Below are 24,420 nucleotides of genomic sequence, written 5' to 3'. Positions count from 1 at the left end.
ACGGGAGGGCCATGCAATGAGCACTGTCACCGTAAGCGACACCCCCTATGTCGGCAGCGATCGTCTGCTGGTGGGGATTGTGCTGAGCGTTTTAACCTTCTGGCTGTTTGCCCAGTCGGTGATTAACGTCGTGCCGGCGATGAAAAGCAGTCTTGATATTTCTCTTGAGACCTTAACCCTGGCCGTCAGCCTCAGCGCGCTGTTCAGCGGCTGTTTCGTGGTGGCCAGCGGCGGCCTGGCGGACAAGTTTGGCCGCATGCGAATGACCACCCTCGGGCTGGGGCTGAGCATCGCCGGCAGCGCCATGCTGGTACTGGCCCAGGGGCCGGGGCTGTTCCTCGCCGGCCGGGTGCTGCAGGGGCTGTCGGCGGCGTGCATTATGCCGGCGACGCTGGCGCTGATTAAGACCTGGTACCAGGGGCGCGCGCGTCAGCGGGCGGTCAGCTTCTGGGTCATCGGCTCGTGGGGCGGCAGCGGCCTGTGCTCCTTCGTCGGCGGAGCTATCGCCACCGGCCTGGGCTGGCGCTGGATCTTTGTCTTTTCCATCGCCGTTGCCCTGGCGGCGCTGGCGTTACTGCGCGGCATGCCGGAGAGCCGCAGCGCCAGCGCCAGCCAGCAGAAGCTGGACGTTGGCGGCCTGCTGAGCCTTATCGCCGGGCTGGTGCTGGTGAATCTGTTTATCAGCAAAGGCCACGGCTGGGGCTGGAGCAGTCCGCTGTCGTTGAGCATGCTGGCGGGGGCGCTGATCGCTGGCGCGGTGTTTATTCGCAGCGGGCTGCGCAAAGGCGAGGCGGCGCTGATCGATTTTGCGCTGTTTCGCAACCGGGCGTACGGCGCGGCGGTGCTGTCGAACTTTCTGCTCAACGGGGCGATTGGCACCATGATGATCGCCAGCATCTGGCTGCAGCAGGGGCACCACCTGACGCCGCTGGAGAGTGGAATGATGACCCTCGGCTATCTGGTCACCGTCCTGGCGATGATCCGGGTCGGCGAGAAGCTGCTGCAGCGCTACGGCGCCCGGCTGCCGATGATGGCCGGCCCGGTGCTGACCGCCATCGCCATCGGCCTGATATCCTGCACCTTTCTCGATAAGGCGCTCTATATTGGCGTGGTGTTCGGCAGCAATGTGCTGTTCGGCCTTGGGCTGGGCTGCTACGCCACGCCGTCAACGGATACGGCGGTGGCCAACGCGCCGGAGAACAAAATTGGCGTCGCCTCGGGGATCTACAAGATGGGCAGCTCGCTGGGTGGGGCGATGGGGATTGCCGTGACGGCGTCACTTTTCGCGCTGTTTTTGCCGCTCGGTATGGCCCATGCCGCCCAGTATGCCCTGTGGTTCAACGCCGCCTTATGCCTGGGGGCGATGGCGGTGAGCGCGCTGCTGCTGCCGCGCGCCTCTCATAGCTGATGCTTTTTCAGCAGCGCGCGGAGCTGATGATAGGTTAACCCCAACAGCTCCGCCGCCTGCTTCTGATGATACTTCGCCTGCTCCAGACTCCGCTGCAGCAGGCGTTTTTCCTGCTGTAGCTGAAAATCGCGGAGATCCAGCGGCAGGGCGGGCAGTTCGTCCCCGGACGCGGCCTCCGGCACGGAGGCGGCGGTCTGACGGAAAGGGTTGAGGATAATGGCGTCCAGCTCGTGCTCGCTGTCGCCGTGGCGATAGACCGAGCGCTCGACGACGTTCTTCAGTTCACGAATATTTCCCGGCCAGCGGTAGCCGAGCAGCGTGGCGGTGGCTCGTTCGCTGAAGCCGGGAAACAGCGGCAGACCGAGCTCGCGGCACATCTGAATGGCAAACTGGTTGGCGAGCAGCATGATGTCGCTCTGCCGTTCGCGCAGCGGCGGGAGCTGCACCACGTCGAAGGCCAGACGGTCGAGCAGGTCGGCGCGGAAATGGCCTTCCTCCACCATCCGCGGCAGGTCGGCGTTGGTGGCGCACACCAGCCGGACGTTGACCTGCAGCGGCTGGCTGCCGCCCACGCGCTCCAGTTCGCCATATTCAATCACTCTTAACAGCTTCTCCTGCACCAGCATCGGGGCCGTCGCCAGCTCATCGAGAAACAGCGTCCCGCCGTCGGCGCGCTCGAAGCGTCCGGGATGGCGCTTGCTGGCGCCGGTGAAGGCCCCGGCTTCGTGGCCAAACAGCTCCGAATCGAGCAGGTTATCATTCAGCGCCGCGCAGTTCAGCGAGATAAACGGCCCCTGCCAGCGGGCGGAGAGGTAGTGCAGACGGTTGGCGATAAGCTCTTTCCCGGTACCGCGCTCGCCGATGACCAGCACCGGCTTGTCCAGCGGAGCCAGTCTTGAAACCTGTTCCAGCACCTCGAGAAAGCTGTTGGCCTCGCCCAGCAAATTATCCTTGTACTGCGCCATGATGAATTTCGCCATTAAGTAGTGTGATTAACCAGGTGACTGTAGCAATGCCCTGCCTATTTCGCAACCACTCTGTTTAAAATCAATAAGATAAAAAGTTGGCACGCCATTTGCATTAGCTAAGCCACAGGTGAATGCCTGCAACCAGAACTATGAGGACTGAAATTATGGGTATTTTTTCTCGTTTTGCCGACATCGTGAACGCCAACATCAACTCCCTGCTGGAGAAAGCCGAGGACCCGCAAAAGCTGGTGCGTCTGATGATCCAGGAGATGGAAGACACGCTGGTTGAGGTACGTTCCACGTCGGCCCGCGCGCTGGCGGAAAAGAAACAGCTGACCCGTCGTATTGAGCAGGCGGTCGCCCAGCAGGCGGAATGGCAGGAAAAGGCCGAGCTGGCCCTGCGCAAAGAGAAAGAGGATCTGGCCCGGGCGGCGCTGATCGAAAAACAGAAGCTGACCGACCTTATTGCTCAGCTGGATCACGAAGTGCAGCTGGTGGATGAAACGCTGGCGCGCATGAAGAAAGAGATTGGCGAGCTGGAGAACAAACTCAGCGAAACCCGCGCTCGTCAGCAGGCGCTGGCGCTGCGACATCAGGCGGCGAGTTCGTCCCGCGATGTGCGTCGCCAGCTGGACAGCGGTAAACTGGATGAGGCGATGGCGCGCTTTGAATCCTTTGAACGTCGCATCGATCAGATGGAAGCGGAAGCGGAGAGTCACCGCTTTGGCAAGCAGCAGACGCTGGATCAGCAGTTTGCCGAACTGAAAGCGGACGATGAAATCAGCGAGCAGCTGGCGGCATTGAAAGCCAAAATGAATCAGTCCAACCAGTAAGTACGATTGCGCGGCGCGGCGTTGCGCCGCGGCTCACCCCCTGTAAGGAGTACACATGAGCATGCTTTTTCTCGCCATTCCGTTGACGCTGTTTGTGCTGTTTGTTCTGCCGGTCTGGCTGTGGCTGCACTACAACAATCGCGGCGCCAACGGGACGCTGACGCAAAATGAGCAGCAACGGCTGCTGCAGTTGACCGATGACGCGAAGCGGATGCGCGAGCGCATTCAGGCGCTGGAAGCGATCCTGGATGCCGAACATCCGAACTGGAGAGACCAATAATGGCTGGACTGGATCTGAATAAAAAACTATGGCGTATCCCGCAGCGCGGGATGGTCAAGGGCGTCTGCGCGGGTATTGCTCAGCATCTTGATGTCCCGGTGAAGCTGGTGCGCCTGATTACCGTGCTGGCGATGATTTTTGGCCTCTTTTTCTTCGTCCTGGTGGCCTACATCATTCTGACCTTCGCCCTGGACCCGATGCCGGACAGTGAGCTTTACGGCCACAAAGCGCCGAGCAATGGCGATCTGCTGGCCGCCGTGGATGCCGAACTGGCCTCCGGCGAACAGCGTCTGCGTGAGATGGAACGGTACGTCACCTCCGACACCTTCACGCTGCGCAGCCGCTTTCGTCAGCTGTAAATCCTGTTGTTAACGAGTGAGGCAACGCATGAATAGCAAATGGCAACGCGCCGGGCAGCAGGTTAAGCCCGGCCTGAAAATCGTCGGTAAGCTGGCGCTGCTGACCGCGCTGCGTTATGGCCCGGCGGGCGTTGCCGGCTGGGCGGTCAAATCGGTCGCGCGACGGCCGCTGAAAATGCTGCTGGCGGTGGCGCTGGAGCCGCTGCTCAGCCGGCTGGCCAACCGCGTCACGCGCGGGATGAAATAACGCCGTCGTGGGGAAGGCGCAAAAGGATTAACGTTCTCCTGCTTATCCCCGGCAGATAGCTTATGATGACGAGACACACCTTCAGGGCATAACGGACTGGCGATGAAGCGACTGAAAACTGAATTGAATGCGCTGGTCAACCGCGGGGTTGACCGGCATTTACGGCTGGCGGTGACCGGCCTGAGCCGCAGCGGCAAAACGGCGTTTATCACCGCGCTGGTCAACCAACTGCTGAATATTCACACCGGCGCCCGCCTGCCGCTGCTGAGCGCTGCGCGCGAAGAGCGACTGCTCGGCGTCAAGCGCGTACCGCAGCGGGACTTCGGCATTCCGCGATTCACCTACGATGAAGGGCTGGCCCAGCTGTACGGCCAGCCCCCCATGTGGCCAACCCCGACGCGCGGCGTTAGCGAGATCCGTCTCGCGCTGCGCTACCGTTCCAACGACTCCCTGCTGCGCCATTTTAAAGACACCTCCACACTGTACCTGGAGATCGTCGACTATCCGGGCGAGTGGCTGCTCGATCTGCCGATGCTGGCGCAGGATTATCTGAGCTGGTCGCGGCAGATGACCGGACTCCTGCAGGGACAGCGTGCGGAGTGGTCGACCCGCTGGCGGCAGTTGTGCGCCGGGCTGGATCCGCTGGCCCCTGCCGACGAGGCACGGCTGGCCGAGATCGCCGCCGCCTGGACGGATTATCTGCACGCCTGTAAGCGTGAAGGGCTGCACTTTATCCAGCCCGGACGCTTTGTCCTGCCCGGCGAAATGGCCGGCGCGCCGGCGCTACAGTTTTTCCCATGGCCTGACGTCGATGCCGTTGGCGAAGCCAAGCTGGCGCAGGCCGATAAACACAGCAACGCCGGCATGCTGCGCGAACGCTACAAGTACTACTGCGAAAAAGTGGTGAAGGGGTTCTACAAAGAGCACTTCCTGCGCTTCGACCGACAGATTGTGCTGGTGGACTGCCTGCAGCCGCTGAACAGCGGGCCGCAGGCGTTTAACGATATGCGCCTGGCGCTGACCCAGCTGATGCAAAGCTTCCATTACGGGCAGCGCACCCTGTTCCGCCGGCTGTTTTCGCCGGTCATCGACAAGCTGCTGTTCGCCGCCACCAAAGCCGACCACGTCACGGTGGATCAGCACAGCAATATGGTGTCGCTCCTGCAGCAGCTGATCCAGGACGCGTGGCAGAATGCCGCCTTCGAGGGGATCAGTATGGATTGCCTGGGGCTGGCGTCCATTCAGGCGACCCAGAGCGGGCTGATTGAGCTGAACGGCGAGAAAATCCCCGCCCTGCGCGGCAATCGGCTGAGCGACGGCCAGCCGTTGACCATCTATCCCGGCGAGGTGCCGGCGCGCCTGCCGGGGCAGGCCTTCTGGCAGCAGCAGGGATTTCAGTTTGAAAACTTTCGTCCGCAGGTCATGGATGTCGATCGGCCCTTGCCGCACATTCGCCTCGACGCGGCGCTGGAATTTTTGATTGGAGATAAACTGCGATGAGCGAACCGTTAAAACCGCGGATTGATTTTGATGGCCCGCTGCAGGCGGAAAAAACGCCGCCGCTGAAAAGCGCCCGCGCCTTCGACCGACGGGAAGCCGACAACTTCGCGCCGGCGCTTCTGGTGACCGGCGAAGAGGAAGAGGGGGCGGCAGAGGCGGTGGTGGAATCGGTGCTGCGGCCGAAACGCAGTCTGTGGCGGCGGATGGTCAGCGCTGGCCTGGCGATCTTCGGCGTCAGCGTCGTGGCGCAAGGGGTACAGTGGACCGCCAACGCCTGGCAGACGCAGGACTGGATAGCGCTGGGCGGCTGCGCTGCCGGGGCGCTGATCGTCGGCGCCGGCGTCGGATCGGTGGCCACCGAGTGGCGCCGCCTGTGGCGACTGCGCCAGCGCGCCCACGAACGCGATGAAGCCCGCGATATGCTGCACAGTCACGCGGTTGGCAAAGCGAAATCCTTCTGTGAGAAGCTGGCGCAGCAGGCGGGTCTGGATCAGTCGCATCCGGCGCTGCAGCGCTGGTATGCCGCCATCCACGAAACGCAAAGCGACCGGGAAGTGGTCAGCCTCTATGCCCAGCTGGTGCAGCCGGTGCTCGATGCCCAGGCGCGGCGGGAAATCAGCCGTTCGGCGGCGGAGTCGACGCTGATGATCGCCGTCAGTCCGCTGGCGCTGGTGGATATGGCGTTTATCGCCTGGCGCAATCTGCGGCTGATCAACCGAATTGCCACCCTGTACGGCATTGAGCTGGGGTATTACAGCCGCCTGCGTCTGTTTCGCCTGGTGCTGCTGAATATCGCTTTCGCCGGCGCCAGCGAACTGGTGCGCGAGGTGGGCATGGACTGGATGTCGCAGGATCTGGCGGCCCGGCTGTCGGCGCGCGCCGCGCAGGGCATCGGCGCCGGTCTGCTTACCGCCCGCCTTGGTATCAAGGCGATGGAGCTGTGCCGCCCGCTGCCGTGGATCGCCGATGATAAACCGCGGCTCGGCGATTTTCGTCGCGAGCTGATTGGCCAGCTGAAAGAGACCCTGCAGAAAAGCAAAACCAGTCCGGAGAAGTAACCTCCGCTCAGAGACATCGCCGGGCGGCGGTTTGGCCTTGCCCGGCCTGCGAGGTCGAGTCCAGGCTTGCGCACCTGCCGCGCCGCGGGCAATGTCCGGTCATACGCATTCCGCCGCCAGCCACTCGCTGAAGGCGCGAAAGCGCGGGCGCGAGCGGTTCTCCTGCGGACAAATCAGATCATAGCCAAAGGGAGATTCCGCCTCGTCTTCGGACAAGGCTACCAGTCTCCCGGTGGCGAGCAGCGGCTGGATCAGCGTTTTACGCCCCATCACGACCCCGAGTCCATTCAGCGCCATCTCGATGGCCAGCGAGTGGTTGTTCACCGCGTAATACCGGCCGTCAAAGGGTAACGCCTGTCCGCTTTGCTGGCACCACAGGCGCCATTCGGCAAACTGATCCTGCACGTCGGTGGATTCGCAGGCATGGATCCAGACGATCGCCGCCGCGTCGCCGCCGCTCAGCGGGCGATACTGCCGGCGATACTCCGGAGAGCAGACCGGCAGCAAACTTTCCGCCATCAACCGCTGTTGATAAAGATCGGGATAGCGCGTGGCGCCGTAATAAATCGCGAGGTCCACCCGCTCCTCGTTAAAATCCATCACCCCGGCGCGGACGCGAAACTGTAGATTTAGTCCCGGCCACTGGGCCTGGAAGCGGGGCAGACGCGGCATCAGCCAAAGATGGGCCAGGGTCGGCGCAATACCAATATGCAGCGTGCCGCGCAGATCCTGTTCGCGAATATCCTCAATTTCATCGTTAATCGCCCGCAGCGAATGGCTCAACGTCGTCAGCAGGCGTTTGCCTTCCTCCGTCAGCGCCAGTTTACGCGTCATGCGAATAAACAGGCGAAAGCCGATATGCATCTCCAGCTTGCGGATCCGATGGCTGACCGCCCCCTGGGTCAGGTTCATTTCATGCGCGGCGAGGGTAAAACTCAAATGGCGGGCGGTCACCTCAAAGGTCTGCAGCAGCGCAAGGATGCTTTGTTGTTCAAGCACAGGTTGTCTCCCTTATGCATTAATTTGCTTCATGCATAGGCCGATTTAATTCGTTTGTTACGCCAGTTTGGCCGGTTTTAAATAGTTATATCGTAACTAAACCGAGGTATACCATGTCAGGACTCAAAATTGTGGTGATTGGCGGCGGCTCCAGCTACACCCCGGAACTGATTGAAGGTTTGCTTAACCGCTATCACGAGATGCCGGTCGCTTCGCTATGGTTGGTGGACATTGAAGAGGGCAGAGAGAAAGTCGAGATCATCGCCGGACTGGCGCGGCGAATGATCGCCAAAGCCGGGCTGACCATCGAGGTGGTGGCTACCCTGGATCGGGAGAGCGCCCTGCGCGATGCCGATTTCGTCTGCTCGCAGTTTCGCGCCGGCTGCCTTGACGCCCGCATCAGCGATGAACGTATTTCCCTCAAGTATGGCCTGATCGGCCAGGAGACCAACGGCCTTGGGGGCTTCGCCAATGCCTGCCGTACCATTCCCATCGCCCTGGCGATTGGTGCCGATATGGAACGACTCTGCCCTGACGCCTGGCTGCTGAACTTTACCAACCCGTCGGGGATGGTGACCGAAGCGATCCTGCGCCACAGTCGCATCAAAGCCGTCGGCCTGTGTAATGTGCCGGTGATTATGCAAAAAGGGGTGACCAACCTGCTGCAATGCGCTGACGAAAAGGAGGTAGTGATGCAGGTCGCCGGCCTGAACCACTTTATCTTCGTGCGCCAGATCCTGCACAAAGGAAAAGAGTGGCTGCCGGAGGTCATCGCCGAGATCAATGCCGGTCGGGATCCGCTGGTGCCGCGCAACATTCCGCCGTTCCGTTGGCCGTCGCATCTCCTGCAGGGCTTAGGCATGATCCCCTGCGCCTATCTGCGTTATTACTACATGAAGGACGATCTGCTGCGTCAGGAGCTGGCGGAGGCGGGCGGCGAAGGGACCCGTGGCGAAGTGGTTAAGCAACTGGAAAAAACCTTGTTTGAACAGTACAGCGACCCGCACCTCGCGGTTAAACCGAAGGCGCTGGAGGGCCGTGGCGGTCAGTACTATTCCGAGGCGGCCTGCGAGCTGATGAATGCCATCTACAATGACAAGCGCATTATCATGCACGTCAACACGCGCAACAACGGCGCCATCAATGGCCTGCCGGATGACTGTGCGGTGGAGGTCAGCTCGCTGATCACCGCTTCCGGTCCGCTGCCCCTCAACGTGGCGCCGTTCCCTGACGATACCCTGCGTTTGCTGCAGCTGATGAAATCTTTCGAACAGCTGACCATCGAGGCCGCCATCACCGGCAATCGCCATACGGCGTGGCGCGCGCTGGTGCTGAATCCGCTGATTGTCAGCGGCGAGAAGCTCGAACAAGCGTTGGATGAAGTGATCGCCCATAACCGCCAGTGGCTGCCTGCCTTCCATGCTTAACCCACCATTAACCGGCCGGATGGCCGGTTAATTGACCACTGACCGCCTGACTTTACGGCGCAACGCCCATTTTTCCGCCATGCTGTCAATAATTGTTGACAGTTAGCTTCCCGAAAGTCCATTCCTGGCCTATTATTCTCCGGTCATTGGCACTTTTAGGGTGAACACTCCCATGCGTCTTGAAGTCTTTTGTGAAGACCGCCTCGGTCTGACTCGTGAATTGCTCGATTTGCTGGTGCTGCGCGGCATTGATCTGCGTGGTATCGATATTGACCCTATTGGCCGTATCTACCTCAATTTTGCCGAACTGGAGTTCGCCACCTTCAGCAGCCTGATGGCAGAGATCCGCCGTATCGCCGGCGTGACAGACGTGCGCACCGTGCCGTGGATGCCATCCGAGCGTGAACATCTGGCGCTGAGCGCGCTGCTGGTGGCGATGCCGGAGCCGGTGCTGTCGCTGGATACCAAAGGCAGGGTCGAACTGGCCAACCCCGCCAGCTGCCTGCTGTTTGGCCAAAGCCAGGCGAAGCTGCGCAACCATCCGGTGGCGCAACTGATCGACGATTTTAACGTCCAGCGCTGGCTGGAAAGCAGCCCGCAAGAGACGCTGGCGGAGCATGTGGTGGTGAATGGGCAGAACTACCTGCTGGAAGTGACCCCGGTTTATCTGGAAGGGGAGCATAACGAGCGAGTGCTGACCGGCGCCGTGGCGATGCTGCGCTCAACCGTGCGCATGGGACGCCAGCTGCAGACCATGACCAGCCAGGACACCAGCGCCTTCAGCCAGATCCTCGCGGTGGGGCCGAAAATGCGCCACGTGGTGGAGCAAGCGCGTAAGCTGGCGATGCTCAGCGCGCCGCTGCTGATTGTCGGCGACACCGGCACGGGTAAAGATCTGCTGGCGCACGCCTGCCATCTGGCCAGTCCGCGGGCGGGCAAACCCTATCTGGCGCTCAACTGCGGCTCCATTCCTGAGGACGCCGTTGAGAGCGAGCTGTTCGGTGACGCGCTGCAGGGCAAAAAAGGCTTCTTCGAGCAAGCTAACGGCGGCTCGGTGCTGCTGGATGAAATTGGCGAGATGTCGCCGCGAATGCAGACCAAGCTGCTGCGCTTCCTCAACGACGGCACCTTCCGCCGCGTCGGCGAGGATCATGAAGTGCACGTCGATGTGCGGGTGATCTGCGCGACGCAGAAAAACCTGGTCGAGCTGGTGCAGAAAGGGCTGTTCCGGGAAGATCTTTACTATCGCCTCAATGTCCTGACGCTGTATCTGCCGCCGCTGCGCGACTGCCCGCAGGACATTATGCCGCTGACCGAGCTGTTCGTGGCGCGCTTTGCCGATGAGCAGGGGATCCCCCGACCGAAGCTCTCCGCCGATCTCAGTACGGTGCTTACCCGCTACAGCTGGCCCGGCAACGTCCGCCAGCTGAAGAATGCCGTTTATCGCGCGCTAACCCAGCTGGAAGGATTCGAGCTGCGTCCGCAGGATATTTTGCTGCCGGACCACGACGTCGCCTCGCTGCCGGTGGGCGAGGAGGCCATGGAAGGATCGCTGGACGATATTACCCGCCGCTTTGAGCGCTCGGTATTGACCCAGCTCTATCGCAGCTACCCCAGCACCCGTAAGCTGGCAAAGCGGCTGGGGGTGTCGCATACCGCCATCGCCAATAAGCTGCGCGAATATGGTTTGAGTCAGAAAAAGGGCGACGAATAATCGCTGAACGCCGGCGACGCTCGTCGCCGGTATCCCGGCCTGCAAAGCGGGCTAAACCTGTATATACTGGTTTTTTAATCCTTTTTCCGGGGTGGTGCATATTGGCGTCGCGTCGCGCGATCGGGCAATGGCTGACATTGCTGCTGCTCTCAATTCTCTTTTCCTCGCTGCTGTTACGCATTCATCTGCCGGCAGCGCTGCTGCTGGGGCCGCTGATTGCCGGTCTCATTTTGAGCCTGCGCGGGGTGAAGCTGAGGATCCCCCGCGCCTGTTATCTGGCGGCTCAGGCTATCGTCGGCTGTATGATCGCCCGCGCCATTAACCCCTCCGTTTTTGGCGTGCTGTTCAACAACTGGGCGCTGGTGCTGGCGATCCTGTTAACGACCCTGGCGATCAGCGGCCTCACCGGCTGGCTGCTGGTCCGCTACAGCGCGCTGCCGGGCGCCACCGGCGCCTGGGGAAGCTCTCCCGGCGGGGCGTCGGCAATGGTAGTGATGGCTCAGGAGTACGGGGCTGATGTACGCCTGGTGGCGCTGATGCAGTATCTGCGAGTGCTGTTTGTCGTCGGCGCGGCGGCGCTGGTGGTGCGCTATGCCCTGGGCAACGAGGCGCAAACAATGAGCCAGGCTATCGTCTGGTTTCCACCGTTGACCCTTCATTTCCCTTTAACGCTGCTGCTGACAGCGGCGGGCTGCTGGCTGGGCGTGCGGCTGCGCATTCCTTCCGGCGCCATGCTGCTGCCGATGCTGCTCGGCGCGCTGGCCCAGGGGGGCGGCTGGGTGATGCTGGAGCTGCCGGAGTGGCTGCTGGCGATGGCCTACGCGGTGCTGGGCTGGACGGTGGGACTGCAGTTTAACAAGGCGGTGTTTCTGTTGGCCCTGAAGACGCTGCCGCAGATTATCGCCTCCATTCTTGGGCTGATCCTGATGTGCGCCCTGATGGCACTCGGCCTGACCCACATTCTGCAGATGGATTTCATGACCGCCTATCTGGCCACCAGCCCTGGCGGACTCGACACGGTGGCGATTATCGCCGCCGGCACCCGGGCGGATATGTCGTTTATTATGGCGCTTCAGACGCTGCGGCTGTTTACCATCCTGCTGACCGGCCCGGCGATGGCGCGGGCTATTTCCCGCTATGCGCCGCGGCAATAAAAAGCCCCCGCAGAGCGAGGGCTGAGTACATAGCATGTCCGCAGGCGCGATGCCCCCAGGCAGTCTGTTATCAGGCTTTCAGGGCGGCCAGCGCGGCGTCGTAGTCCGGCTCTTCGGTGATTTCGTTCACCAGCTGGCTGTAGACAACCTGATCGTTTTCATCGATAACGACCACCGCGCGAGCGGCCAGGCCCGCCAGCGGACCGGCGGCGATGGCGACGCCGTAGTCAGCGAGGAACGAGGCGCCGCGCAGCGTGGAAAGGGTCACCACGTTGCTCAGGCCTTCCGCGCCGCAGAAGCGGGACTGGGCGAACGGCAGGTCAGCGGAAATGCACAGCACCACGGTGTTGTCCAGTTCAGCGGCCAGCTGGTTGAATTTACGCACTGATGCGGCGCACACGCCGGTATCAATGCTCGGGAAAATATTCAGTACTTTACGTTTGCCGGCGTACTGGCTCAGCGCGACGTCAGAGAGATCTTTGGCGACCAGCGTAAACGGCTGCGCTTTAGCGCCTGCCTGCGGAATGGTGCCCTGAACAGAAACGGGGTTGCCCTGGAAATGCACGGTTTGTGACATGGTTATCTTCCTGTTTACATATAGTTAACGTCGGGAGTAGTGTATGACATCCGCCAGCTACACGGCAAACCCTATTTAACATTTACCAGAGAGGACAAGGGAATGCGCAACGTGCGAGTGTATGAGGAAGCCTGGCCGCTCCACACCCCCTTTGTGATCGCCCGCGGCAGCCGCAGCGAGGCAAAAGTGGTGGTGGTGGAACTGGAAGAGGACGGTGTGAAAGGGGTGGGGGAATGCACCCCGTATCCCCGCTATGGCGAGAGCATCGCTTCGGTCATGGCCCAGGTGATGGCGATCGGCGAGCAGCTGGAGGCGGGACTTACCCGCGAACAGCTGCAGCGGCTGCTGCCGGCAGGCGCCGCGCGCAATGCCATTGACTGCGCCCTGTGGGATCTGCAGGCGCGGCGCGAAGGCAAAACCTTGCCCCAGCTGCTCGGAGTGACGTTGCCAAACCGGGTGATCACCGCCCAGACGGTGGTCATTGGCACGGCGGATCAGATGGCGGCCAGCGCCGCGGCGCTGTGGCAGAAGGGCGCTCAGCTGTTGAAGGTGAAGCTCGACGACCGGCTGATCAGCGAGCGGTTAATCGCTATCCGTCAGGCGGCGCCGGAGGCTACGCTGATTGTCGACGCCAATGAATCCTGGCACAGCGAGGGGCTGGCGGCGCGCTGCCAGCTGCTGGCGGACCTCGGCGTGGCGATGCTTGAGCAGCCGCTCCCTGCCGACGCCGATGCGGCGCTGGAAAATTTCGTCCATCCGCTGCCGATTTGCGCCGACGAGAGCTGCCATACCCGGGAGAGCCTGCCCAGGCTGCGCGGACGCTATGAGATGGTCAATATCAAACTGGACAAAACGGGCGGCCTGACCGAAGCGCTGGCCCTCGCCGAGGAGGCAGAACGACAGGGCTTTGGACGGATGCTGGGCTGTATGCTCTGCACCTCGCGCGGGATCGCCGCCGCGCTACCCCTGGCGCCGCTGGCGCGCTTCGCCGACCTCGACGGCCCGACATGGCTGGCGGTGGATGTCGAGCCGGCGCTGCGGTTCAGCACCGGCGTGCTTCATCTTTAAGCCTGCCAGCGCAGCAGGTCGGTCATCGCCGGCAGGTAACGCTCGGTTGCCTCGTCGGCGGAGACCGGCGGGAACTCAGCGGTAATGCAGGGGAGTCCGATATCAGCGCACCAGCTGCCAAAGGAACCTGGGGTGTCGTAGCCCACGCTGCCGACCAGCGGTAGTGAGAAGGCGTCGGCCAGCCAGTGTCCCAGCGGGCTGTGTCCCGGGTCTTCGATGCAGGCCAGCGGATCGTGAAAGGAGATCACCCACGCCGGATGGATCTGATGGATCAACTGACACAGGGCCTGGGTCTCTCGCTCCGAGCCCGGCTGTTCGCCGGTCAATAACACCACGTCTCGTTCCGTCGCCGCGCTGTTCCAGCGGTACACCGTTTCCCCTTGTCTCCAGTTAGCGGCCGGAAAGTTACGGTTGAGGTCAACGCCGCGGGCGTTGGCGCGCAGCCCGAGCTGACAGCCGTCAGGATTGACCGTCAGCACCACGTGGTGGCGGCGCAGCTCCGGCTTCAGGGTGCGCAGGGCGCAGGAGAGGGTCACAATCGACGAATTCTCATCGCCGTGGGTGCCGGCAATAATCAGGCCGCTGCGGCTGTCGGCCATCGGCGCAGGAAACCACAGCAGCGGCGCGCCCAGTTCCGAGCTGCCGTACTGCCGGGTCCCCGGCGGAAAGTCGCCGCGCTGCGGGCGAGGACGTGAAATAGACATAGGGCTTCCTGTGTGTCGTTATTATGTAGTGTTGGCGAAAAGCGTGTTGGAATCAAACCCATTCCCTGAGGCGTGAAATCCGACGGCACATCAATTTTCTATCATATGTTGTTTGCAATTTCAGGTGATGAAACAAATAATTATCGCTCTGTTGGCGGTGTTTTTTTCTCATTTTAAAGGGGATCTTATGAAGTATCCTGTCGCTTTGACATGCGGCGCGCTGTGGTTAGCCAGCGTATCTTCTCTGGCCTGGGCGGCGGACGTACCGCCGGGCACGGTACTGGCGAAAAACCAGCTGTTAGTGCGCCATATCAAAGATGAACCCGCCTCGTTAGATCCCGCTAAAGCGGTGGGCCTGCCGGAAATTCAGGTGATCCGCGATCTGTTTGAAGGTTTAGTCAATCAGGATGCGAAAGGCAACCTGATCCCGGGCGTGGCGACCCGCTGGCAGAGCAACGATAACCGCGTCTGGACCTTTACCCTGCGCGATAACGCCCGCTGGTCCGATGGCACGCCGGTCACCGCTGAGGACTTCGTCTATAGCTGGCGGCGTCTGGTGGACCCGAAAACCACCTCGCCGTTCGCCTGGTTTGCCGCGCTGGCGGGGATCGCCAACGCGCAGAACATCATTGACGGCAAAGCCGCGCCGGAGACCCTGGGGGTCACCGCCGTCGACGCCCACACTCTGCGGGTGCAGCTGGATAAGCCGCTGCCGTGGTTCAGCAACCTGACCGCCAGCTTTGCCTTCTACCCGGTACAAAAGGCGAACGTCGACAGCGGGGCAAACTGGACGCGGCCCGGCAGCCTGGTGGGCAATGGCGCCTATGTTCTGAAAGATCGCGTCGTGAATGAAAAGCTGGTAGTGGTACCCAACACCCACTACTGGGATAACGCCAAAACGGTGATCCAGCAGGTCACCTTTGTGCCGATCAACCAGGAGTCCGCCGCCACCAAACGCTATCTGGCCGGCGATATCGATATCACCGAATCTTTCCCGAAAAATATGTATCAGAAGCTGCTGAAGGATATTCCGGGGCAGGTGTATACCCCGCCGCAGCTGGGCACCTACTATTACGCCTTTAATACCCAAAAAGGGCCGACGGCGGACGAGCGGGTGCGACTGGCGCTGAGTATGACCATCGATCGCCGGGTGATGGCGGAGAAGGTGCTGGGGACCGGGGAAAAACCGGCCTGGCGCTTTACCCCGGACGTAACGGCGGGCTTCACGCCGCAGCCGTCGCAGTTTGAGAGCATGAGTCAGGCCGAGCTTAACGCTCAGGCGAAAGCCCTGTTGGCTGCCGCCGGCTATGGCCCGAATCGCCCGCTGAAGCTGACGCTGCTGTATAACACCTCTGAGAACCACCAGAAGATTGCCATCGCGGTGGCGTCGATGTGGAAGAAGAACCTCGGCGTGGAAGTGAAGCTGCAGAATCAGGAGTGGAAAACCTATATCGACAGCCGCAACACCGGCAATTTCGATGTGATCCGCGCCTCGTGGGTAGGGGATTACAACGAGCCGTCCACCTTCCTGTCGCTGCTGACCTCCACCCACAGCGGAAATATCTCCCGCTTTAACGATCCGGCATACGATAAAATCCTCGCGCAGGCGGCGGTGGAAAATTCAGCCAAAGCGCGTAACGACGATTACAACGCGGCGGAGAAGATCATTATGGTCAAAGCGCCGATTGCGCCGATCTACCAGTACACCAACGGTCGGCTGATTAAGCCGTGGCTGAAAGGCTATCCGATCACCAACCCGGAAGATGTGGCCTATAGCCGTACCATGTATATCGTGAAGCACTGATCGGTACTGGTTTCCTGATTACGCCACGTAACCACGTATAAACCCAGAACTGGCGCGGCTTGCGGCGCCAGTTATTTATTAATAAGTTAATCAGCCAATTGAGAATTTGGTGCTTTAAGCTTTGCCAGAACTTAAAATTTATATCGTCATTTCCTATAATGATGAACCAGAACTAAATAATATTCGATGTTCGAAATATATAAAAAAGCTGTCCTTTGCATATTATATGTTCAGTAACTGGTTGCACCGAAGATCGACTTAAGTGAAAATACCAGTTTTCTGTAATCCTGAATTACTAACAATGTACATTGATTTCATATGTCCGGTATGTTCGGTAGCACCATAGAATAGACGAGGGGAAACTATTTCTGTTATAACTGTCTGAAATAATCTTTGTTAAAGAAGGAAATTAATGATGGCAAACATACTTCGCTCAATACCTATGCTATTAGTGATTGGTTTTAATCTATTGCTGGCCATCCTGTTTAGTTTGATCTATGCCAGGAAGCATCCCGAAACTGATCTATTCATCATCATAACATTTACTGGTATGTTATTAATTTCCACATATATTATAAATTTCTACTCTGTTCCGACCTTTGCAACTAGTGAGAAAAAGAAAATAAAAGGTGTCTTTCCCGGACGAAGAGGTAAGCTAAAAAGAATTATTACAGACTCGATGGTACTAATCCTGGTTTTTTTTGTATCAGGCTCAATAGTATTTTCAGGGAGTGATTTGAATTATGGTCTTACTCTCTTAGCCATTTCAACAGGCTATTTTACTTTCTTGTTTGTTAATTATTATTTTTTGTGTATGTCAAGAGTAAAAGAAAAGATAGTCAAAATAATAAATAAAATCCTTTTTATTGTGTTCTCGATTATATTGTTTTTTTCTAAGATGATTGCAAATGGTTTTGTTAAAGAGTTTTTTGATGTTGATATCGCTAAAGTTCCTTATATTAGTTGGTCATTCTCGATTCTGTTTGCCATTCCATTTTTTTTGATTACTTCCCACGTGGGGGGGATGATTTTAGAAAGTACAACAGATTTATTCAGGATAAGAAAAATTAAAGTGCCTTCGATGATTCATTATTCGATACTTTGTTTATCTTGCGTTTTTTTTAGCATTAGTTATATTTCTTATTTGGGTAGCGCAGGTTGGTTATTTAATGCTGTGACCAAAAAGATTTATTCTTATGATACCAGGAGCTCTTTTCAATGCAATAATAAGTACTGGACGATTCCAGAGTTAGGGAAAGATGCGAGGTATCTCGCTGAAACATCTGATAGTTACCGTGTTATCTATATTAGAGGGAATAAAATTAATGTGGAAGTGGTAAAATGTGGAAAAAAAGAAGGATATATCCGTTTTCCCATTGAAAATGCTAACGATATATTAAAAAAGCCGGTTCCACAGGGAGGCTGACTCACGTAAGGCTGCGAATATTGAGTCTTGATTTAGTGCGGATAGAGGTACATCTTGCCACAGTTCTAAACACGATCCAGGTTAGCGCTCACGGCGCTGATGGCGGTCTCGGGAATGATGATTGCCCTGGCGTCCAGCTATCCAGTTTATATGCTGGGCAGGGCGCTCATTGGGATCGTCATCGGCGGCTTCTGGTCTATGTCGGCCGCAACGGCCATTCGCCTGGTGCCGCAACGTCAGGTCCCCCGCGCATTGGCCATCTTTAACGGCGGCAACGCGCTGGCCACCGTTGTGGCAGCGCCGCTGGGCAGCTACCTGGGGGCCACCGTCGGCTGGCGCGGCGCCTTTTTATGTCTCGTCCCGCTGGCGATGGTGGCCTTCGTCTGGCAATGCGTTAGCCTGCCGTCGATGAAAAGCCAGCGCGCACCACAGCCGCAGGGAACCGTGCTGGGTCTGTTCCGCCGCTCGACGGTATTCCTTGGATTGCTGGCCTGCGGGCTGTTTTTTATGGGGCAGTTTACCTTATTTACCTATGTGCGACCGTTTCTGGAGACCGTGACCCGAGTCAGTTCCTCTGGTCTGTCCCTGATATTGCTGGCGATGGGTACCGCCGGTTTTGTCGGCACGCTGCTTATTTCGAGCGCGCTGAACGCCCGGTTTTATCCGACGCTGGTGGCTATCCCTTTGGTCATGGCCGCGATTGCCGGAACGCTTCTGCTGGCCGGACGCCACCCGGGATCAGTCGCCGTACTGTTAAGCCTGTGGGGCCTGCTGGCGACGGCCGCACCCACCGGCTGGTGGATGTGGATTGCGCGGACGCTGCCCGAGGATGCGGAGGCGGGCGGTGGTCTGATGGTCGCCGTGATCCAGCTATCGATTGCCCTCGGGTCAACGGCAGGCGGCCTGGTGTTTGATAGTCTGGGATGGCGCAGCAATTTTGCACTGAGCGGTCTGTTACTGCTGGCGGCGGCAGGGGCGACTTTTCTGCTCTCTGCCAAAATCAGCTCATCTCAGCGCACGCCGATTAATGAGCTGGATGCATAAGTCAAATCACAAATGACAGGGTAATCACGGCGACGTTTATGGCCTACCATGATGGTTAAACAAGATGAGGGCTGACCATGGAATATTGCGTATTAAGTAACAACCGTAAAATGCCGATGCTGGGTTTTGGCGTTTTTAAGGTAACCGATAAAGCAGAGTGTAAGCGGTCGGTGCTGAACGCCATTCGCACCGGCTACCGCCTCATCGATACCGCCGCCGTCTACGATAATGAAGATGCGGTGGGGGAGGCCGTTCGCGAAGCCATCGCCGAAGGTCTGTGTACCCGCGAGGCGCTATTTATTACCTCCAAACTGTGGGTTCAGGACATGGCCAACGCCGGAATGGCGAAAGCCGGGATTGCCGCGTCCTTAAAAAAATCCGGGCTGGAATACTTCGATCTATATCTGTTGCATCAGGCGATGGGCGATTATTTCAGCGCCTGGCGCGCGCTGGAGGAGGCTTATGAAGCCGGTACCCTCAAAGCGATCGGCGTGTCCAATTTCTATGCCCATGTGTTAGCTAACTTCTGCGAAACCGTCAGAATCAGGCCGATGGTGAATCAGGTCGAACTACATCCTTATTTCGCGCAGCCCGCGGCGCTGGAAACCATGATGCACTATCACGTTCAGCCGGAAGCCTGGGCGCCGTTAGGCGGTGGCAGACATAATCCGTATGAAGAGGCTATGCTGCAGGAGATTGCCGATGCCCACCAAAAAACCGTTGCTCAGGTGGTCCTGCGCTGGAACGTGCAGCGAGGCGTCACGGTCATTCCTAAATCCACCCGCCAGGAGCGTATTGAAGAGAACTTTGCCATCTGGGATTTCTCGCTCACCGCGCGCGAAATGGCGCAAATTAGCGATCTGGATTTAGGTTACGTTGGCGAAGCAGTGAAACACTTTAACCCTGAATTCGTTCGCGGCTGTCTGGGGGTGAAAATCCACGACTGATCGTGGCTCAGCGTGAAGCCTGCTTCATTTAGCTGCCAGCGCCGCGGCGACGGGTTCGGTATGCTGGTTAGCGCCCACGCGTGTGCCGCGACGGTTGTCGATGCGGTAGTCGACCGTCACGGGCTGCGGGCCGGCGGGGGTGACGGTCAGCTCCCTGATCATCTGGCCGGCGTCCGGCGGCAGGGTCCGGGTGGTTTCCCCCTGAGCCAGCATCTGGCCATTTTGCCTGACCTGCCAGGTCAGGCGACAATCCTCGCAGGTCGTCCAGGTATCGTTAATCGCCCACAGGCGCACCGTCGCCGGGCTGCCCTGACGCCAGCTGGCGGTCACCGGCTCGATGGATGGCAGGATCGGCTGATAGGCGCGCTGCAGGGCATAGTAACCCGCCTTCGGCTGGCGCAGATAATCCACCACCCCCCAGTTGATGGAGGGCCATGTCTCGACAAACATAAAGTGGAACAGGGCGGTCACCGGCTGATAACGTTGGCGGCGATAGCTCTCCGCTGCCAGCGCCACCAGCCTGGCCTGATACGCCTGGGTGTTTTCAATCATCTCCTGAATAGTGTTGCCTCGTGGAATACCGGCAAATTTAAAGGTCTGGAAAGGCTGAAAATTATGGTACTTCCATCGCACCCAGCCGGGGTCGTCGGCGGCGGTGGTTTTCGGCCACAGCAGACGGGCCGGGATAATGGTCTTCAGGGTGGAGAGGCGGGGCAGCGCCTGGGCGCCAAACTCGGAAATAATCCCGGTTTTCGCCGGGGAGAGCAGGTCGCGCAGGGTGCCGAAATACCAGCCCGCCCAGTAGTGCTCTTCAACAGCGGAAAAGCGATGCACGATGCGGGAGGTATCTTCCGCCAGCGCATCGCCCACCCGCTGCGTCAGGGTCTGGTTTAAGGTTTTACGCCAGTCGGGGAAGCGTTTCTCCATCCACGGCGAGTTCCACGGCGGCTCGTTGTGACCGCCCCAGACAATAATCGCCGGCGAATTGCCGAACTGGTCCATCATCGCCCGGGTCTGGCGCACCGCGTTATCGGCAAAGGCGACGCTGTCATCATAACCCCACTGCAGTGGAACATCCTGCCAGATCATCAGCCCCATCTCATCGGCCACCTCATACAGCGCGCGGCCCGCCACGTGGCCATGAACGCGGATGGCGTTGGCGTTCATGGCCGTGACTAGCCTGAAATCCCGGCGATATTTTTTCCGCGTCATGGTGCTCAGCCACGGCGAGCCAATATAGTTGCTGCCCTTGATGAACAGCCGTTTGTCATTGATGCGCCAGCCCTGATTGTCCGCCAGCGCTTCCACCTTACGTAATCCGGTGCGGGTGACGGCGGTATCCATGATCCCCCGGTTATCCGCGAGGGTGGCGCGCACCCGGTAGAGGTTAGGTTTGCCAGCACCCGCGGGCCACCAGAGCTTTGCTGAGGGCATGGGCAGCGAGACGCGCAGGACGCCTGCGGTGTTCTCCAGAGTGACCGCGAAGGCCTGTTGAAAACGCGGGCCGGAAAAATTGTCCGGGGTGGCCGTCAGGCGCAGCGTGACGGGGCCGGGGGTCACGGCGCGATAGCGGATTTCGGCACGCAGAATGGGGTGCTCCAGCCCCTGTCGCCAGTCCGGACGCAGGATCACCTCGTCGAGGGTGACGCCGCGGCTCAGATGGAGCTTCACCGGCGCCCAGATCCCCCCGGAATTGGCATCCTGCCCCTGAACCGACCAGGCGCCGCCCGGGCGGGTATCGTGCTGGTTCAGGATCCCTTTCATCAGCGTTTTGTGCAGCGGCCAGATCGTTTGCGGGTCTTCATAGGGGCTGTCGACCCGCACGTCGAGCTGATTATGGCGGCGAACGACCCCGGTGATGTCCACCGGGAAGCGCTGAAAATACCCTTCGTGCCGGGCCAGCGTCTTGCCGTTGAGCGCCACCTCGGCAAAGTAATCGACGCCGTCAAACACCAGGGTGGCCATGGCGTCCGGCGTCAGGCCATGCAGGGTAAACTGATGGCGATACCACAGGGCGCCCTGATGATCGTATCCGGCGCTGTACCAGTTTGCCGGTACCCGCAGCGTGCGCCAGCCGCTGTCCGAAGCCTGCGCGCCGTCGAAGGCGCTGTCGTTGGCGTCATGCACCCGCCATTGTCCGGCCAGTGACCAGGTCACCGGCGCTGAGCCGGCGTGCGCCAGCGGCAGGCAAACCACCAGCAGCAGAAGACGTCTAGCGATCACGGGGAGCCTCCTGCATTCTGCGGCGCAGCCACAGGTGGCAGCCCGCGATCGCCTCGGCCAGCGTGTCTTGCAGGTCGCCCGGCACGCTCTGGTCGGGCGAGGCTGCCTGGGTCTCCAGTTGCTGGAGCACCCCGGAAAGGCGCTGAAAGCCAAGGGTGGCCGCCTCGCCGCGCAGTTTGTGGGCGGCGCGACGCCACGTCTCCCGGTCATTAGCGTTAATGGCGTGGGTAAGGGCGGCGGCGGCAGCGTCAAGCCCAGCAGCGAAGAGCCCCAGCAGCTCCTCGACCAGCTCAGGATCGCCGGCGCACTGTTTCAGCAGGCGGGCCTCGTCCGGCAGGCCTTGCTCTTCCTCCGGACCGCTATCTTCCGCCGCGCCGACGCGGGCGATGGCCTCCCGTAGCGCCTCCTGGCTCACCGGTTTGGCGATATAGCCGTCAAAGCCCATCGCCAGACAGCGCTCTCTATCGCCCTGCATCGCGTGGGCGGTCATAGCCATCGCGGGCTGGTGCTCCCGGCCGAGCGCCTGCGTCTCTTCACGCAGCAGGCGGATGGCGGTTTCACCGTCCATCTCCGGCATTTGCAGATCGATCAGCAGGAGATCCCAGCAGTCGGCGCGCCAGCGCGCCAGCGCCTCCCGGCCGTTGTTCACCACCTCGCAGCGGTGACCAAGCTGTTCCAGCAGCCGTCTGGCGACCTTCTGATTAACCAGATTGTCCTCGGCCAGCAGGATATGCAGCCCGGCCTGCTCCCTGACCGGTTCCGCAACGGGGGCTGGCGCTGTCGCCGCCACCGGCGTGGGAACCAGAATGCCGGCGATAACCTGATGCAGTTCGCGCTGCGCCACCGGTTTATGCAGATAATGGGCAATGCCGATGCGCTTGAGCATATTGGCGTCAAAATGGCGGCTCATGGAGCTGAGCATAATAATCTGGCTTTGCCGGGCCTCGGGCAGGGCGGAAAGCTCCAGCGCCAGGGATACGCCGTCCATATCCGGCATCTGCGCGTCCAGCAGGATCAGCGGCCAGGGCGGCCCTTCGGCGGCCCGGCGTAGCGCCTCTCCGGCGTTGTCCACGCAGCTTGGCATCAGCCCCATCTGGCGAAGCATGGCGTCGAGCAGGCGCAGGTTGGTGCTGTTGTCGTCAACCACCAGCACCCGCTGGTGGTTAAAGTGGCCCAGCGGGGCGCTGTCGGCGGCGGCGTGCAGCGCTGCCAGCGGCAGGGTGAAGGCAAATTCGCTGCCCGCCCCGGGCTGGCTCTCCACCGTCAGCTCGCCGCCCATCAGGCTGACCAGGCGGGCCGAAATGGTTAACCCCAGACCGGTGCCGCCGTAGCGGCGGGTGGTGGAGCTATCGGCCTGGCTGAAAGCTTCGAAGATCGCCTTTTGCTTCTCCGCGGCGATGCCGATGCCGGTATCGCGAATGCGAAAGCGCCAGCGGTTTTCGTCGTCGGCCGGGGCTATCGCCAGCAGAACCTCCCCCTGATGCGTGAACTTCAGCGCATTACCCAACAGGTTGGTCAGGATTTGCCGCAGCCGGGGGCCATCGACGATCAGCACCTCGGGCACCGCTGGGGAGATATCCACCAGCAGCTCAATGCCCTTTTCGCTGGCGGCAGGCATATGCGGGCGGATCAGCGACTGAACAAAGGGGCGGATCTCCAGCGGCTCTTCGTCCACCTGCATCTTGCCCGACTCAATGCGTGAGAAATCAAGAATGTCGTTAATAATGTGCAGCAGCGACTGGGCTGAGCTCATCACCAGCGAAAGATACTCCCGCTGCTCCGCGGTCAGCGGCGTGTCGAGGCAGAGCTGCGTCATGCCGAGAATGCCGTTCATCGGGGTGCGGATTTCGTGGCTCATATTGGCGAGGAAGGCGCTTTTCGCTTCGTTCGCCTCGCGGGCTTCCTTCGCCGCCTCAATGGCCAGCAGCTCTGCGGCTTTGCGCCGGGTAATATCCTGCAAGGTGCCGATCACCCGCTCTGCCTGCTGCTGCATATTGAGGGTGACGATCTGCCCCGAGAGCAGCATCCAGCGCCAGCCCTGCGTGGGGTGCTGGACACGAAGTTCACATTCAAAAACCGGCATATGCTCGTTTTGCGAGGCGATCATCGCCTGCTGCAGGGTGGCGCGATCCTCCTCGTGGACCAGATTGAGCATAAAACGCAGTGGAAAGCGCCACTGCGCCCGTGACTGGCCGACCATCGCCAGCAGGGTGTCATTGACCTGCAGGCTGTCGCCGGAGACCTGCCAGTCCCAGATGCCGATCTGGATCGACTCCGCGGTGAATAAAAAGTCGTCATGAAGCTGGTGACGCGAGCGTCGGGCCTCGTCAAGCTCAGTGATGTCGGTATGCAGGCTGACAATCCCGCCATCCGCCAGCCGCTGATGCTGAACGTAAATCCGGCGGTTGCCCGACTGACGGACCTCGCAGTGGTTCGTCTGGCGGCAGTTGCGGATTATCGCCTCGCGCAGCGTCTGTTGCCGGCCTGGGTCGATGTTATATCCGGCATCGATAAACTTCTCCGCCAGACTCTCAAGAGAGGCGCCGACGGCGAGCCAGGGCGCGATCGTTGGATAAAACAACGCCACCTTATCATTCCAGGCCTGCAGTCGTTCGCGCTCATCGTAGATCATCACCGCCGAGGGCAGGAGGTTGAGGTCGGTACGGTTAGCGGCATGCAT

The 24,420-nt window shown here is 60.0% G+C and carries 20 protein-coding genes and 2 pseudogenes; 16 read left to right on the top strand and 6 right to left on the bottom strand.

Annotation, left to right across the window (positions count from 1 at the left end):
• The first annotated feature begins 16 nt into the window (after positions 1-16).
• Complete coding sequence (locus ABLV04_RS22480; protein WP_178944436.1) at positions 17-1,408, top strand: MFS transporter; 1,392 nt, start codon at positions 17-19, stop codon at positions 1,406-1,408.
• Here the strand turns inward: ABLV04_RS22480 and pspF are convergent.
• A complete protein-coding gene (pspF, locus tag ABLV04_RS22475) occupies positions 1,399-2,388 on the bottom strand; it encodes a phage shock protein operon transcriptional activator (protein WP_162823499.1) in 990 nt (329 codons plus the stop codon). The two genes, ABLV04_RS22480 and pspF, sit on opposite strands and share 10 nt — an antisense overlap.
• 152 nt (positions 2,389-2,540) lie before the next feature.
• Here pspF and pspA point away from each other — a divergent pair, with 152 nt between their 5' ends.
• The 6 genes from pspA to ABLV04_RS22445 all read left to right on the top strand — a co-directional run bounded on the left by pspA (position 2,541) and on the right by ABLV04_RS22445 (position 6,653).
• Positions 2,541-3,209 (top strand): phage shock protein PspA, encoded by a 669-nt coding sequence (gene pspA / locus ABLV04_RS22470; RefSeq protein WP_004203910.1) that lies wholly within the window; start codon positions 2,541-2,543, stop codon positions 3,207-3,209.
• Between the two features lie 55 nt (positions 3,210-3,264).
• Positions 3,265-3,489 (top strand): envelope stress response membrane protein PspB, encoded by a 225-nt coding sequence (pspB, locus tag ABLV04_RS22465; protein ID WP_147733781.1) that lies wholly within the window; start codon positions 3,265-3,267, stop codon positions 3,487-3,489.
• The gene (pspC, locus tag ABLV04_RS22460; protein ID WP_004203911.1) at positions 3,489-3,848 is read left to right on the top strand and encodes an envelope stress response membrane protein PspC; all 360 of its coding nucleotides are present in this window, start codon (positions 3,489-3,491) and stop codon (positions 3,846-3,848) included. Before pspB ends, pspC begins: the two co-directional genes overlap by 1 nt.
• A 28-nt stretch (positions 3,849-3,876) precedes the next feature.
• Entirely contained in the window at positions 3,877-4,095 is a 219-nt protein-coding gene (gene pspD, locus ABLV04_RS22455) for a phage shock protein PspD (RefSeq protein ID WP_002901915.1), read from the top strand.
• Positions 4,096-4,197: 102 nt separating this feature from the next.
• Positions 4,198-5,595 (top strand): YcjX family protein, encoded by a 1,398-nt coding sequence (locus ABLV04_RS22450; protein ID WP_032452561.1) that lies wholly within the window; start codon positions 4,198-4,200, stop codon positions 5,593-5,595.
• On the top strand, positions 5,592-6,653 hold the full coding sequence (locus ABLV04_RS22445; protein ID WP_023289359.1) for a YcjF family protein: 1,062 nt from the start codon (positions 5,592-5,594) through the stop codon (positions 6,651-6,653). Before ABLV04_RS22450 ends, ABLV04_RS22445 begins: the two co-directional genes overlap by 4 nt.
• Positions 6,654-6,752: 99 nt before the next feature.
• Here the strand turns inward: ABLV04_RS22445 and ABLV04_RS22440 are convergent, their stop codons facing one another.
• Positions 6,753-7,622, bottom strand: coding sequence for a LysR substrate-binding domain-containing protein (locus ABLV04_RS22440; protein ID WP_223825673.1), 870 nt, complete (start codon positions 7,620-7,622; stop codon positions 6,753-6,755).
• Positions 7,623-7,765: 143 nt separating this feature from the next.
• Between ABLV04_RS22440 and ABLV04_RS22435 the strand changes: the two genes are divergently transcribed.
• The 3 genes from ABLV04_RS22435 to ABLV04_RS22425 all read left to right on the top strand — a co-directional run bounded on the left by ABLV04_RS22435 (position 7,766) and on the right by ABLV04_RS22425 (position 11,947).
• A complete protein-coding gene (locus tag ABLV04_RS22435; RefSeq protein ID WP_180265685.1) occupies positions 7,766-9,079 on the top strand; it encodes a 6-phospho-beta-glucosidase in 1,314 nt (437 codons plus the stop codon).
• 172 nt (positions 9,080-9,251) lie between these two features.
• Positions 9,252-10,793: a transcriptional regulator TyrR gene (gene tyrR / locus ABLV04_RS22430; RefSeq protein WP_023289362.1), complete on the top strand. Its 1,542-nt coding sequence runs from the start codon at positions 9,252-9,254 to the stop codon at positions 10,791-10,793.
• Between the two features lie 101 nt (positions 10,794-10,894).
• The gene (locus ABLV04_RS22425) at positions 10,895-11,947 is read left to right on the top strand and encodes an AbrB family transcriptional regulator (protein WP_023289363.1); all 1,053 of its coding nucleotides are present in this window, start codon (positions 10,895-10,897) and stop codon (positions 11,945-11,947) included.
• 70 nt (positions 11,948-12,017) lie between these two features.
• On the opposite strand, the gene tpx is transcribed toward ABLV04_RS22425, so the two are convergent.
• Positions 12,018-12,524: a thiol peroxidase gene (tpx, locus tag ABLV04_RS22420; RefSeq protein ID WP_008805229.1), complete on the bottom strand. Its 507-nt coding sequence runs from the start codon at positions 12,522-12,524 to the stop codon at positions 12,018-12,020.
• Positions 12,525-12,626: 102 nt separating this feature from the next.
• On the opposite strand from tpx, the gene ycjG reads away from it, so the two are divergent.
• On the top strand, positions 12,627-13,592 hold the full coding sequence (ycjG, locus tag ABLV04_RS22415) for an L-Ala-D/L-Glu epimerase (RefSeq protein WP_048297345.1): 966 nt from the start codon (positions 12,627-12,629) through the stop codon (positions 13,590-13,592).
• Here the strand turns inward: ycjG and mpaA are convergent.
• Positions 13,589-14,296, bottom strand: coding sequence for a murein tripeptide amidase MpaA (gene mpaA, locus ABLV04_RS22410; RefSeq protein WP_147733783.1), 708 nt, complete (start codon positions 14,294-14,296; stop codon positions 13,589-13,591). The genes ycjG and mpaA overlap by 4 nt on opposite strands.
• A 72-nt stretch (positions 14,297-14,368) precedes the next feature.
• On the opposite strand from mpaA, the pseudogene ABLV04_RS22405 reads away from it, so the two are divergent.
• The 5 genes and pseudogenes from ABLV04_RS22405 to ABLV04_RS22385 all read left to right on the top strand — a co-directional run bounded on the left by ABLV04_RS22405 (position 14,369) and on the right by ABLV04_RS22385 (position 19,517).
• Positions 14,369-14,487: pseudogene (locus ABLV04_RS22405) on the top strand (hypothetical protein).
• The gene (locus tag ABLV04_RS22400; RefSeq protein ID WP_048335009.1) at positions 14,484-16,100 is read left to right on the top strand and encodes a peptide ABC transporter substrate-binding protein; all 1,617 of its coding nucleotides are present in this window, start codon (positions 14,484-14,486) and stop codon (positions 16,098-16,100) included. The pseudogene ABLV04_RS22405 and the gene ABLV04_RS22400 overlap by 4 nt, the downstream one beginning before the upstream one ends.
• 415 nt (positions 16,101-16,515) lie before the next feature.
• The gene (locus ABLV04_RS22395) at positions 16,516-17,526 is read left to right on the top strand and encodes a hypothetical protein (protein ID WP_227665980.1); all 1,011 of its coding nucleotides are present in this window, start codon (positions 16,516-16,518) and stop codon (positions 17,524-17,526) included.
• Positions 17,527-17,613: 87 nt separating this feature from the next.
• Positions 17,614-18,570: pseudogene (locus ABLV04_RS22390) on the top strand (MFS transporter); the annotation flags it as partial.
• Between the two features lie 77 nt (positions 18,571-18,647).
• Complete coding sequence (locus tag ABLV04_RS22385) at positions 18,648-19,517, top strand: aldo/keto reductase (RefSeq protein ID WP_117136829.1); 870 nt, start codon at positions 18,648-18,650, stop codon at positions 19,515-19,517.
• A 24-nt stretch (positions 19,518-19,541) separates the two neighbouring features.
• On the opposite strand, the gene ABLV04_RS22380 is transcribed toward ABLV04_RS22385, so the two are convergent.
• A complete protein-coding gene (locus ABLV04_RS22380; protein WP_147733784.1) occupies positions 19,542-21,740 on the bottom strand; it encodes a glycoside hydrolase family 2 TIM barrel-domain containing protein in 2,199 nt (732 codons plus the stop codon).
• Entirely contained in the window at positions 21,730-24,420 is a 2,691-nt protein-coding gene (locus ABLV04_RS22375; protein WP_180265684.1) for a response regulator, read from the bottom strand. Before ABLV04_RS22375 ends, ABLV04_RS22380 begins: the two co-directional genes overlap by 11 nt.

This window comes from Klebsiella sp. JN_Kp127, assembly GCF_040062505.1.
Lineage (GTDB): Bacteria > Pseudomonadota > Gammaproteobacteria > Enterobacterales > Enterobacteriaceae > Klebsiella > Klebsiella quasipneumoniae.
This window is presented reverse-complemented; position numbering and strand designations above follow the sequence as displayed.